The sequence below is a fragment of the Waltera acetigignens genome (assembly GCF_025567015.1).
GTDB lineage: Bacteria > Bacillota > Clostridia > Lachnospirales > Lachnospiraceae > Acetatifactor > Acetatifactor acetigignens.
The window spans coordinates 126936-138671 of the sequence record NZ_JAOQJO010000003.1; the positions used below are offsets into that span (position 1 = coordinate 126936).

The 11736-nt window shown below is 48.7% G+C and carries 13 protein-coding genes and 1 pseudogene; 10 read left to right on the forward strand and 4 right to left on the reverse strand.

Annotation, left to right across the window (positions count from 1 at the left end; translation table 11 throughout):
• Position 1: 1 nt before the first annotated feature.
• On the reverse strand, positions 2–1786 hold the full coding sequence (locus OCV96_RS04820) for a spermidine synthase family protein (RefSeq protein ID WP_262593680.1): 1785 nt from the start codon (positions 1784–1786) through the stop codon (positions 2–4).
• A 188-nt stretch (positions 1787–1974) separates the two neighbouring features.
• Here OCV96_RS04820 and OCV96_RS04825 point away from each other — a divergent pair, with 188 nt between their 5' ends.
• From OCV96_RS04825 to dnaB, 9 genes are all read left to right on the forward strand, one after another.
• Positions 1975–2808, forward strand: a complete 834-nt coding sequence (locus OCV96_RS04825; RefSeq protein WP_262593681.1) for a YdcF family protein — start codon at positions 1975–1977, stop codon at positions 2806–2808.
• 77 nt (positions 2809–2885) lie between these two features.
• Positions 2886–3068, forward strand: a complete 183-nt coding sequence (locus tag OCV96_RS04830) for a DUF951 domain-containing protein (RefSeq protein ID WP_022312293.1) — start codon at positions 2886–2888, stop codon at positions 3066–3068.
• 98 nt (positions 3069–3166) lie between these two features.
• Positions 3167–3457: a 30S ribosomal protein S6 gene (gene rpsF / locus OCV96_RS04835; RefSeq protein ID WP_022154888.1), complete on the forward strand. Its 291-nt coding sequence runs from the start codon at positions 3167–3169 to the stop codon at positions 3455–3457.
• A gap of 21 nt (positions 3458–3478) precedes the next feature.
• Entirely contained in the window at positions 3479–3937 is a 459-nt protein-coding gene (locus tag OCV96_RS04840; RefSeq protein ID WP_117465714.1) for a single-stranded DNA-binding protein, read from the forward strand.
• Positions 3938–4003: 66 nt separating this feature from the next.
• Complete coding sequence (gene rpsR, locus OCV96_RS04845) at positions 4004–4267, forward strand: 30S ribosomal protein S18 (RefSeq protein ID WP_022154890.1); 264 nt, start codon at positions 4004–4006, stop codon at positions 4265–4267.
• A gap of 156 nt (positions 4268–4423) precedes the next feature.
• Positions 4424–5269: a TrmH family RNA methyltransferase gene (locus OCV96_RS04850; RefSeq protein ID WP_227733937.1), complete on the forward strand. Its 846-nt coding sequence runs from the start codon at positions 4424–4426 to the stop codon at positions 5267–5269.
• A gap of 149 nt (positions 5270–5418) precedes the next feature.
• Positions 5419–7470 (forward strand): DHH family phosphoesterase, encoded by a 2052-nt coding sequence (locus OCV96_RS04855; RefSeq protein ID WP_227733936.1) that lies wholly within the window; start codon positions 5419–5421, stop codon positions 7468–7470.
• Positions 7471–7533: 63 nt separating this feature from the next.
• The gene (rplI, locus tag OCV96_RS04860; protein WP_022312021.1) at positions 7534–7980 is read left to right on the forward strand and encodes a 50S ribosomal protein L9; all 447 of its coding nucleotides are present in this window, start codon (positions 7534–7536) and stop codon (positions 7978–7980) included.
• Positions 7981–7997: 17 nt separating this feature from the next.
• Positions 7998–9353 (forward strand): replicative DNA helicase, encoded by a 1356-nt coding sequence (gene dnaB, locus OCV96_RS04865; protein ID WP_117465767.1) that lies wholly within the window; start codon positions 7998–8000, stop codon positions 9351–9353.
• A gap of 107 nt (positions 9354–9460) precedes the next feature.
• Here the strand turns inward: dnaB and OCV96_RS19590 are convergent.
• Positions 9461–9686: pseudogene (locus OCV96_RS19590) on the reverse strand (hypothetical protein).
• A 30-nt stretch (positions 9687–9716) separates the two neighbouring features.
• Between OCV96_RS19590 and OCV96_RS04875 the strand changes: the two are divergent.
• Complete coding sequence (locus OCV96_RS04875) at positions 9717–10484, forward strand: helix-turn-helix domain-containing protein (protein WP_022312019.1); 768 nt, start codon at positions 9717–9719, stop codon at positions 10482–10484.
• 34 nt (positions 10485–10518) lie between these two features.
• Here OCV96_RS04875 and OCV96_RS04880 read toward each other — a convergent pair whose 3' ends face one another.
• Together OCV96_RS04880 and pflA are read right to left on the reverse strand one after the other, a co-directional pair.
• Complete coding sequence (locus OCV96_RS04880) at positions 10519–10689, reverse strand: DUF362 domain-containing protein (protein ID WP_022154896.1); 171 nt, start codon at positions 10687–10689, stop codon at positions 10519–10521.
• A 136-nt stretch (positions 10690–10825) separates the two neighbouring features.
• Positions 10826–11563, reverse strand: coding sequence for a pyruvate formate-lyase-activating protein (pflA, locus tag OCV96_RS04885; RefSeq protein ID WP_117465717.1), 738 nt, complete (start codon positions 11561–11563; stop codon positions 10826–10828).
• Positions 11564–11736 lie beyond the last annotated feature (173 nt).

The window sequence follows — 11736 nt, forward strand, 5'->3', positions numbered from 1 at the left end:
GTTATTCCTCCTTTTCCTTATGAGAATTACGAAAATTTTGAAAATATTGTTTCCGTATCGGTTGCAGGCTGGCGGCAGTAGTAATAACCGCCAGATATTTGAACATCTGCAGCAGAATGTAGACGCCACAGGAATAGAAGCTGTTGATGAACTTTTGCATGTCTTCGGAAAACCATGCGGTGAACAGGCCACAGCCGAAACGCAGCAGAACGGCACTGAGCAGAATCCCACAGGTCAGGATCCACAGTTCGAGATCTTTTGTGTCCCCATGGAAAAGTCCATGGATCACGCGGACGGTCAGCACACAAAGGGCAAGCAGTGCCAGCAGGAACATGGGCTGTCCCAACAACTGATAGATAGCGTTGCTCTTATTCAGAAGAGATACCATACCGGAACTGTAGATCTCATTGAAATCATATAAGGTCTCATCCTCAATGGAATCATAATCGGCAGCCTGAAACTGTGACAGTGTGGGGTACACGGTCAGGCAGGAGGCAAAGGATTCCATACGACGGATATCCGACAGCCGGCCGGCACTTTTGGCGGAACTGCTCAAAGCACAATCGGTGTATCCTGCAATTTTCCAGATATTCTGCAAAGTATCACTGAGGATACCGGGAATTTCTTCCGGCAGTACTCCACGGGATTGGGAGGAAAAATAGAGGGCACCGTCCGTCTTTTCGGTCAGCTCGCCACTGGCTACGGCTGCCCGCAGTTCGGAGAGGACATTGCCATAAAAGGTCTGTGCACTGACGGCATTCGGGGCAATTCCCGAGTCCTGTACCGCATCCCGCAGTACCCAGCTGAAGTGATCGCCGGGAATCTCACCATCCCTTGTGGCCCAGTCTTCGGTATAACTGTCCAATAGTGGCTGAATCTGCTGCAGAGTGGGACTGGCTGCTTCTGCTCTGACAATAGTATCCCGGGAGATCCAGATGTCGGGATTGGTTCTCGTATTGCTGTCCAGATGATACAACAGGGACATCAGCTCTGCAAAATTTCCCTCCGTGCGGTCGTTGTTCAGGAAAACACCGTAGTGGATCCGGTTGACGACGGAGACACCGGTGTTGGCGCCGAACAGGAGAAGGAGTGGCAATAACATGGTCAGGCAGTGAATCAGAAGTGCCTTTGTGTTTAATTTCTTATGCAGGACCAGAATTACATAACCCACGTTCCATACCGTCATAACGGCGATAAACGGCAGGATCCAGACGGAATCCTCCCGGATCTGCCAGAAAAAGGCAAGAGTCAGTCCGGTCAGGAATGCCCAGGGCAGCTGTTTTTTCAAGGGGAGCTCTTTGCGCAGAGTCAGCCCGATCATGCTGGAAAATACCACCAGGACCATTCCCGGAACGATTGCCATGCGGTACAGCCGCTGCGTGACCAACAGCGTGAGGCTGATGGGGGAAAACAACAGGAGCAGATAGAGAATTGCCTGCCCATAGGGATTCTGCCATCTCACAGACACTGCGCGGACAAACAGCCATGCACCGGCCGCCTGCAACAGCGACAGCAGAACAGAGTAGGGAAGGCACAGCTTTTTCGCCAGTACCAGAAACAGCGGATAGCCGATTCCTTTTGCCAGTGTATAAGAATCGTAGCTGCCAAGCCACACGCCGCTCAGCAGATCGTAAGCATTCTCGAACAGCAGCCGGTCATCATAGCGCTGATTTGCCAGGATCATATAAGGAATCCTCAGTCCGGCGAGGACGCGGAAAACGGTCATCACCAGCAGGAGGAAGGGCAGATATCGGGAAAAATCTTTTTTGGATAATGTGGTATGCATAAGGTTTCCATCCGTTTCTTTTTTCAGAAGTAGTATGTTAATTACATCATAGTGTTAGGTGAGTGATAAGTCAATCAGTGTCCGGTAAAGAAAATTTTCGAAAAAATTAAGAAAACCCTAAAATATGTGGTATTGAGACCGCCGTAGGAGATATGCTACAATAGATCGTAGGAAAGAATGGAGGCAGTATGAAAAGGAACCACTTGATTCCGAGGGAAAAAAGTAAAAAAGTGATCTATCTGGATCCCAGAGGCAGAGGTGTGGGAGAAAAACATTACGGAGCAAGGGCGTTATATGTTCTGGCGGTGCTGTGTCTGCTGTACTGTGTGGGGATCGGTCTTTTTGTTGCCTTCGGCAGCTACTTTTTCCTGGTCTGGGGTGTGATTGGTGCTTTTTGTGCCGCATGGGCATGGGTGCTGACCCACAGAACCGTATATTACTGGATCCCCCGATGGCTGCATATTACATTCCGGAGTCTTGTGATGGCAGGGATGGTATTGCTTCTTATTATAGAAGGGATGATCGTCAGCCAGTTCCATGCCACGGCGCAGGAAGGTGCGGATTATGTGATCATACTGGGAGCTCAGTGGAAGACTTCCGGCCCCAGTTATGTGCTACAGAAACGGCTGGATAAAGCCATAGAATATCTGAATGCCAATCCGGAGACCAAAGTCATCGTGTCCGGTGGACAGGGATACAATGAACCCATCAGCGAGGCCGAGGGAATGCAAGGATATCTGGAAACCGCCGGGATCGATCCGGAGCGGATCATCATGGAGGATGCTTCCACGAATACCACGCAGAATCTGATCTTCAGCGGAGAACTGCTGGACAAATCAGAGGACAGTGTTGTGGTTATTACCAACAATTTTCATATGTTCCGGGCGTTGGCTATTGCGAGAAAACAGGGCTATGCCCATGTAGAGGGACTGTCCGCGGGAACTTATCCCGTTACCGTACCGAATAACCTGCTGCGGGAGGCTTTCGGGGTAGTGAAGGACTTTATGGCGAACCATTTATAATACAGAATCACAGGCCTCTGTCGCGACATGTTTGCGGAGGAGTGGCGATACAGTCAGGAAAAGAAGAGGAAAATGTTATGGATATTAATGTGGGAGATGTATTGAAACTGAAAAAACAGCATCCCTGCGGCAGCAGAGAATGGGAAGTACTCCGTGTGGGAGCAGATTTCCGGCTGAAATGTCTGGGCTGTGGACACCAGATCATGATCGCAAGAAAACTGTTAGAAAAAAATGTGAAAGAAATCGTTGAAAAATCTTGAAAAGTGGACAGGAATATGGTATCATGTTCCTTCGTGAGACACTTTATTCCTTGCTCATATATAAAATATGGGCCAGAGACCAAAAGGAGGTAACTAACATGAACAAGTACGAATTAGCCGTTGTTGTTAGCGCTAAGATCGAGGATGATGAGAGAGCAGCCGTTGTTGACAAGTGCAAAGCACTGGTTGAGAGATTCGGCGGCAACATCACAGAAGTGGACGAGTGGGGCAAGAAGAAGCTTGCTTACGAAGTTCAGAAGATGAAAGAAGCTTTCTACTACTTCATCAGATTTGAAGCTGAGAGCACTGTTCCTGCAGAGATCGAGAGCCGTGTTCGTATCATGGACAACGTGATCAGATACTTATGCGTTAGACAGGACGAGGCATAAACAGAAAGCGAGAAGCGAAATATGAATAAAGTAATTCTTATGGGACGTTTGACAAGGGATCCTGAGGTAAGATATTCTCAGGGAGCTACCGCAACAGCGATTGCTCGTTTTTCCATAGCAGTAGATAGAAGATTTAAGCGTGACGGTGAGCCGGATGCTGATTTTATTAACTGTGTAGCGTTTGGCAGAACCGGTGAGTTTATTGAGAGATACGGCCACAAGGGAACAAAGTTCGTTGTGGAAGGACGTATCCAGACCGGAAGCTATACCAATAAGGATGGACAGCGTGTGTATACTACTGATGTAGTGGCTGAGAACGTAGAGTTCGCAGAGAGTAAGAACGCATCTGCCGGCAATAATGACGGCGGATACCAGAACGCTGGCTTTGGTGGTGGTAATAATGCCCCTGCTCCTTCCGGAGCAGGTGATGGCTTTATGAACATCCCTGACGGCATCGATGAAGAATTACCCTTTAACTAAGTTTCAGTGACAAGCGGAGCTGACACCCGCCTCTGCCCTGACAGATTCCGATAGGAGGTAATAATAATGGCTTTTAATAAGACTGAGAAGACCGATTCTCCGATGAGAAAAAAAGGCGGTATGCGCAGAAGAAAGAAAGTTTGCGTATTCTGTGGTAAAGATAACGTAATCGATTACAAGGATACAGCTAAGCTGAAGAAGTATGTATCTGAGAGAGGCAAGATCCTTCCTCGTCGTATTACCGGTACTTGTGCAAAGCATCAGAGAGCATTGACCGTTGCTATCAAGAGAGCACGTCACGTTGCACTGATGCCTTATGTAGCTGAATAATTCAGACTAAGACAATCATGAGAGACCAGCCCTTTGTGGCTGGTCTTTTTGTGTATACCATGAGCCGAGTACAGGGTAACGGTTGCGTTTGACGGGGGTCGGATGCTCCATTATAATAAAAAGAGAAAATTATTGGAGAAAAGGTATCGCAAAAGCATGAGTACAGATAAGCATAGATTAATACCAATTACTGATCTGCATACACCGGAACTGGAGATCTACAATGAACGCAGGGAGGTACATCTTTTTCATTATTATGAGCCAGAGCGGGGGCTGTTCATTGCGGAGAGCCCCAATGTGATTCTGCGGGCACTGGCAGCGGGATATGAGCCGCTGTCACTTCTGATGGAACAGCGGGAAGCGGATTCGGAGAAGGGCAGGGAAATCCTGGGGCGGATTGCAGAGGTGTCTGGGGAAATTCCCGTATATGTGGCATCCAATGAAGTGCTGTCGGAGATTTCCGGCTTTAAACTGGCGAGAGGAATGCTCTGTGCCATGCGCAGAAGAGCATTGCCGAAGATGGAAGACTTGTGCGGAAATGCCAGACGCATTGCTGTTCTGGAAAATGTTGTAAATCCCACAAATGTAGGCGCAATTTTCCGTTCTGCGGCAGCGTTGGGAATCGATGCAGTACTGTTGACGGGAGGCTGCAGTGACCCGTTGTACCGTCGGGCAGCAAGAGTCAGCATGGGAACCGTATTCCAGGTGCCGTGGACGATCCTGGAGACAAAGGACTGGCCGGAGCATACCATGAAACAGCTGCGGAAGATGGGGTATCATACCGTAGCCATGGCTTTAAAAGAAGACAGCTTGCGGCCGGATGATGAGAAACTGCATAATGTCGAAAAGCTTGCCATTATTCTGGGAACGGAAGGGGAAGGACTGGCAGCGGATACCATTGCGGATTGTGACGATACGGTGTGCATTCCCATGGCCCATGGTGTGGATTCCCTGAACGTGGCGGCCGCCAGCGCAGTGGCTTTCTGGGAACTGTGTAAGTAAGAGAACGGCTCTCCGTCCGGAAAAGCTGACAAAAAGCACAAATTTGACAGAGGAATATTGTCTATTCGTCAAAATAATATGGTGGCGGAGCGGGTTATTATTTGTTATAATAGAAGTTGTCGAACGCAAATATTGAGAGGTGTTCTTTCATGAAAAAACGAATCAGACTGAAAGGCAGGATCCGTACATATATCCAGTTCACCCTATATCTGGGCCTGTTACTGCTGGCTATCGATGCGGCGGTATTCATGTTGGATTTCCGTGCAGGACTGCTTACCTTCGGATTTACGATTTTTTATTTTGCAATTACCCTGACGCTGTATTTCTACAACAAGCCGATCATCATGAACGAGTTGATCAGCTTTGCCACGGAATATGGTCAGATCCAGCGAAAACTGCTGCGGGATCTGGAATTGCCATATGCCCTTCTGGACGATTCCGGCAAGGTGATCTGGACCAACATTGCCTTTGAGAATGTGGTGCATCAGCCCAAGGGCTACAGTAAATCCATCACTTCCCTGTTTCCTACCATTACCCGGGACAGGCTTCCGGACGAATCTGGTGTGGACGAGGCACAGTATGAACTGGAATACGAGGGCTGTGAGTATGTGGCCAAATTCCGCAAGATTTCTCTGAAGGAGATGGCGGAACACAGCGATATGATCGATGCGGAAGGCTATAACGGTTACCTGATTGCCGTCTATCTCTTCGATGAGACGGCACTGCATATCGCATTGCAGGAAGTGGATGACCAGAGCCTGACCGTAGGCATGATCTATCTGGACAACTATGAGGAAGCCCTGGAGAGCGTCGAGGAAGTCCGTAGATCCCTGCTGATCGCTTTGATCGACCGTAAGGTAAATAAATACATTGCGGCACTGGATGGTATCAGCAAGAAGCTGGAGAAGGACAAGTATCTGGTAATCATGCGGAAAAAAGCAGTGGCACAGCTGCAGGAGAACCGTTTTGATCTGCTGGAAGAGGTCAAGACGGTGAACATCGGCAACGAGATGGCGGTGACCATCAGTATCGGTATCGGTCTGGATGGACTGACCTATGCGCAGAACTACGAGTTTGCCCGTACCGCCATTGATCTGGCGCTGGGACGCGGCGGTGACCAGGCGGTCATCAAGACGCCGGAGAGCATTACCTACTACGGCGGCAAGAGCCAGCAGGTAGAGAAGAATACCCGTGTCAAGGCAAGAGTAAAAGCTCATGCCCTGCGGGAAATCATCACCGGCAAGGATCGTGTCATTGTCATGGGACACCGGATGCCGGATGTGGACAGCTTCGGTTCTGCGGTGGGTATTTACCGGATCGCCCAGACCCTCGGCAGAAAGGCTCACATTGTATTGAATGAGGCTACTACTTCGGTACAGCCTCTGGTAGAACTGTTTAAGAACAACCCGGAATATGACGAGGATATGATCATTACCAGCCAGCAGGCCATTGATATGGCAGGCAGCAATACGGTTCTGGTGGTGGTGGATGTCAATAAACCCTCCATCACGGAGTGCCCGGATCTGCTTCGCTTCTGCAAATCCGTCGTAGTACTGGACCACCACAGACAGGGTACGGAGACCATTGAGAATGCCACATTGTCTTATGTGGAGCCTTATGCATCCTCCGCCTGCGAGATGGTATCCGAGATCTTGCAGTATACCTACGACAATATCAAGATCCGTACGGAAGAGGCGGATTGCATGTATTCCGGTATCATGATCGATACCAATAACTTTATGACCAAGACCGGTGTCCGCACCTTCGAGGCGGCAGCCTTCCTGCGCAGAAACGGTGCGGATGTGACCCGTGTGAGAAAGCTGTTCCGTGAGGATGCAGCAGAATACAAGGCCAAGGCGGATGCTGTCAGTCAGGCAGAGATCTACAAGCAGTTCTTTGCAATCTCTCTGTGTACCGCAGAGGATCTGCCCAGCCCTACCATCATTGGTGCGCAGGCAGCCAACGAACTGCTGAATATCAAGGGCATTAAGGCAAGTTTTGTACTTACCGATTATCAGGGCAAGATCTATGTCAGCGCCAGATCCATTGATGAGGTCAATGTACAGATCATCATGGAGCGTATGGGCGGTGGAGGCCACATGAATACCGCAGCCTGCCAGATGGAAGGCGTGGGACTGGTAGAGGCCATTGGCGTATTGAAGAACACCATCGACGACATGCTGGAATCCGGTGAGATCTAAGGGATTCCGTTTGAAAAGTTTTACCATATAAAACAGAAGATTCAGGAAAGGCAGGTTAATCCTATGAAAATTATTTTACTTCAGGATGAAAAAAAGCTGGGAAAAAAAGGTGACATCATTGAGGCCAGCGAAGGATATGCAAGAAACTATATTTTACCGAAGAAGATCGGTGTGGAGGCAAGCTCCAAGAATCTGAACGATCTGAAGCTCCATAAGGCAAACGAAGAGAAGGTGGCACAGGAGAATCTGGATGCGGCAAAGGCGCTGGCAACAGAGCTGGAGACCAAGCAGGTCGTGGTCAAGATCAAGGCAGGAGAGGGCGGAAGAACCTTCGGTTCTGTATCCTCCAAAGAGATTGCAACTGCCTGCAAGGAACAGCATGGTATCGAGATTGACAAGAAGAAAATCCAGCTGCCGGAGAGTCTGAAGAACTTCGGCTCCTATGAGGTAACAGTGAAGCTTCATCCCCAGGTGGCAGCGAAGCTGACGGTGAAAGTTACGGAGGCGTAGACGACCCCATGCCCGCAATGGATGAAAATGTAATCAAAAGAATAATGCCTCACAGTTTAGAGGCGGAGCAGTCGGTCATCGGCTCTATGTTCATTGACGCGGAAGCCATTGCGGCCGCCACAGAGCAGATCTCCGGAGAGGATTTCTACAACAGGCAGTACGGTGTGGTATTTGACACCATCGTAGAGTTGAACAATGAAGGAAAGCCCATTGACTTTGTCACTTTGCAGGATCGGTTGCGATCCAAGGAGGATGTGCCTCCCGAGGTCAGTGGACTGGATTTCCTGACGAATCTGATTGCAGCAGTACCTACTTCCGCCAATATCAAGTATTATGCTGGAATCGTGGCGGAGAAGGCAACACTCCGGCGTCTGATCCGTACCAATGAAGAGATTGCCAATACCTGTTATAGCGGCAAGGAGAGTCTGGATACGATTCTGGAGAGTACCGAGAGCAAGATCAATGAAGTGGTACAGAAGAAAAACGTCAAGGAATTCGTACCGATTCGTACCGTAGTCATGAACGCCATGGACAAGATCGAGAAGGCTTCCAAACTGCACGGAACCGTCACAGGTATTGCCACCGGATTCATTGATCTGGACTATCGTACCGCCGGAATGCAGCCCTCGGACCTGGTGCTGATCGCAGCCCGTCCTTCCATGGGTAAGACGGCGTTTGTATTGAATATCGCGCAGCATGTAGCATTTAAGCAGAATCTGCCGGTAGCCATATTCAGTTTGGAAATGAGTAAGGAGCAGCTGATCAATCGTATGTTTTCCCTGGAATCCAGCGTGGATGCCCAGAAGCTCCGTACCGGCCAGCTGAATGACCAGGAATGGGAACGACTGATCGAGAGTGCCGGTGTCATCGGCAAGTCCAAGCTGATGATCGACGATACCCCCGGTATCAGCATTGCCGAGCTTCGTTCCAAATGCAGAAGAATGAAGCAGGAAAACGGTCTGTCCATGATCATCATCGACTACTTACAGTTGATGTCGGGAAGTGGCGGAAGAAGCAGCGATTCCAGACAGCAGGAGATTTCCGATATTTCGAGATCCCTGAAAGCAGTCGCCAGAGAGCTGTCCGTACCGGTGCTGGCATTGTCTCAGTTGAGTCGGGCTGTAGAGCAGAGACCGGATCATCGCCCTATGTTGTCTGACCTGCGTGAGTCCGGAGCCATCGAGCAGGACGCCGACGTGGTAATGTTCATCTACCGTGATGATTATTATAATCACGATTCGCCGGATAAAGGTATTTCGGAGATCATCATAGCCAAACAGAGAAACGGTCCCATCGGAACCGTACAGCTGGCATGGCTGCCGGAATACACCAAGTTTGCCAATCTGGAAAACGACAGAAAAAAAGATTTCTAAGTATATTACGAATACAGAACATAAAATACGAAAGAGAACAAGTGAGGGAGATTCCCCGCACCTGTTCTCTTTCGTATTTTTATTATATGATGCCAGGGTCAAAAGGTCTAAGCCCACATGAGCTTGCTCATAGGTGGGTGAAAGACCTTAGGACCCGCCCCGATATGAGCATAAAAGTGGGATGATAATCCCACGATATGCGAATATTGGGTAGGGTGCTATGTGCCAGTGGCACATGTCTAGCACGGACCGAAGCGGAGCGGAGACGTGGGAGTGCGTAGCACGGAACAATCCGTAGGCATCAAAGTCGGGGGCTTTTGACCCCGACATCATTATATATGGATATGTGGAAAGGAAGAGAATATGGGAGAGTATTTATTGATTTCGGATGCTGCAAAACAGGTAAAGGTGGAGAGCCATGTACTTCGCTATTGGGAAGAGGAATTACATCTGCCCATCAAAAGAAACGAGCTGGGGCACCGCTATTATACGAAGGAAGATGTGGAACGGTTCAAAGAGATCAAGAGCATGAAAGAAAGGGGATTACAGTTGAAAGCAATTAAAATGATATTAAAGGACGGACGGCTGGACGTACTGCCGGAGGAACGGGAAAAAGAGCCTGTAGAAGCCCGGAAAGAGCCGGCAGAAGTCCGGACACCACACATGGCCATCGAGATCGTTGATAAACCGGTGGATAAAGAGATGCCGGTACAGCCGCAGGAGAGGATATGTACGGTGCCGGAGAAGGAAGGACTGCAGAGTGAAAGCAGGGAAGAGAAGGCTAAAAGGCTCCAGTGGATCCTGCAACAGTTGATCCGTGAGGCAGTACGGGAGAATAACCAGGACCTTTGCCGGGAACTCAAGGAAAGCATGGTCAAGGAGCTGGATTATCAGTTCCGCAGCAGAGAAGAACGGGAAGAGGAGAGAGACCGCAGACTGGAACAGCGCAGCGAGGAGTACTATCAGAAGATGGACGAGCTGTTGCGGAAAAAGACCAGGGGACAACTGCGGAAACAGCAGAAAGAGGAGAGAAGGACGAAAGTGGAAAAAGAGTCCACAGAGATCGCAGACAAAGAAAATACCGGCAGGGAAATTAAGGCAGAAAAAAAGAAAAGGCATTTCATTTTCTGAAATGCCTTCCCCGGGGTACGTTCTGAATCAGGAATTAATCCTCTGCGATAGCACCAACAGGGCACTGACCTGCGCAGGAACCGCAGCTGATGCACTTATCTGCATCGATTTCAAACTTTCCGTCGCCCATGCTGATAGCGCCAACGGGGCACTGTGCCTCACAAGCTCCACATGCTACACAAGCATCACCAATAACAAATGCCATAATCTTTTCCTCCTATTTTGCGTGTATCAAATCTCTTGTTTGATACAAATTTATCAATATAACTACTTGTATTGTAATATAAATGGGCTTTGAATACAAGCCTTATTTAGTATTTTTTATCAATAGTTACAGTTGCTTATTTATATTTATTGAACTCCAGAATCTTCTTCGCGTTCTGGATCCTCTCTTCGGTGGGCGGTTCTACACCTTCAAGCTTGTAAGGAATCCCCAGTTCTTTCCACTTGTACTCACCCAGAGTATGGTAGGGAAGAACTTCTACTTTCATGACGGTATCCAGAGTATCAATAAATTCTCTTGTCTTTTTCAGATATTCGTCATTGTCAGTAATTCCGGGCACCAGTACATGACGGATCCACATGGGAATACCCTGCTCGGAAAGGTATCTTGCGCAGTCTAGAATATTCTTGTTGGTATGGCCGGTTAGCTTCTTGTGTTCTTCATCATCAATATGCTTGATGTCTAACATGACGAGATCAGTATATTTCAGTAATTCATTGAATTTGGAGAAGAAAGGCTCTTCTCTGGTAAAAGGCTGTCCGGAAGTATCAAGATTGGTATTGATGCCTCTCTCGTGGGCCTTGCGGAAAAGATCGATCAGAAAATCGATCTGTAATAAGGCTTCGCCGCCGCTGACAGTGATGCCGCCTTCTTTGCCCCAGTAGCTGCGGAAACGCTCTGCTTTATCCAGAAGCTCGTCTGCTGTCATCAGATTGTCAGTGTCGGGATTCCAGGTATCTACGTTGTGGCAATATTGACAACGCATATTGCAGCCCTTGAGGAAAATAAGATAGCGGATTCCGGGTCCGTCTACTGCGCCGAAGGATTCTAATGAGTGAATTCTGCCTTTGATCATTGTAATAATCTCCATTCTCTGCCGTGCAGGCAGCTGAGGGGTGAGTGTAGTTAACACTATTCAGAACTCCATTCGCAAAATCGTTCCTTCGGAACTTTCCTTTTGCTCATGGAGATGGCTTCGCCAAATAAATATTTTCAAATACTCTTGCGAATGCAAGCATTCGAAGAGCA

Excerpts from the sequence above, each read along its gene's own strand:
- pflA (WP_117465717.1), bottom strand. The coding sequence starts at position 11,563 with ATGATCAAAGGCAGAATTCACTCATTAGAATCCTTCGGCGCAGTAGAC.
- OCV96_RS04850 (WP_227733937.1), top strand. The coding sequence starts at position 4,424 with ATGAGTACAGATAAGCATAGATTAATACCAATTACTGATCTGCATACA.
- OCV96_RS04820 (WP_262593680.1), bottom strand. The coding sequence starts at position 1,786 with ATGCATACCACATTATCCAAAAAAGATTTTTCCCGATATCTGCCCTTC.
- OCV96_RS04830 (WP_022312293.1), top strand. The coding sequence starts at position 2,886 with ATGGATATTAATGTGGGAGATGTATTGAAACTGAAAAAACAGCATCCC.
- OCV96_RS04880 (WP_022154896.1), bottom strand. The coding sequence starts at position 10,689 with ATGGCATTTGTTATTGGTGATGCTTGTGTAGCATGTGGAGCTTGTGAG.
- OCV96_RS04875 (WP_022312019.1), top strand. The coding sequence starts at position 9,717 with ATGGGAGAGTATTTATTGATTTCGGATGCTGCAAAACAGGTAAAGGTG.
- rplI (WP_022312021.1), top strand. The coding sequence starts at position 7,534 with ATGAAAATTATTTTACTTCAGGATGAAAAAAAGCTGGGAAAAAAAGGT.
- OCV96_RS04855 (WP_227733936.1), top strand. The coding sequence starts at position 5,419 with ATGAAAAAACGAATCAGACTGAAAGGCAGGATCCGTACATATATCCAG.
- OCV96_RS04825 (WP_262593681.1), top strand. The coding sequence starts at position 1,975 with ATGAAAAGGAACCACTTGATTCCGAGGGAAAAAAGTAAAAAAGTGATC.
- dnaB (WP_117465767.1), top strand. The coding sequence starts at position 7,998 with ATGGATGAAAATGTAATCAAAAGAATAATGCCTCACAGTTTAGAGGCG.
- OCV96_RS04840 (WP_117465714.1), top strand. The coding sequence starts at position 3,479 with ATGAATAAAGTAATTCTTATGGGACGTTTGACAAGGGATCCTGAGGTA.
- rpsR (WP_022154890.1), top strand. The coding sequence starts at position 4,004 with ATGGCTTTTAATAAGACTGAGAAGACCGATTCTCCGATGAGAAAAAAA.
- rpsF (WP_022154888.1), top strand. The coding sequence starts at position 3,167 with ATGAACAAGTACGAATTAGCCGTTGTTGTTAGCGCTAAGATCGAGGAT.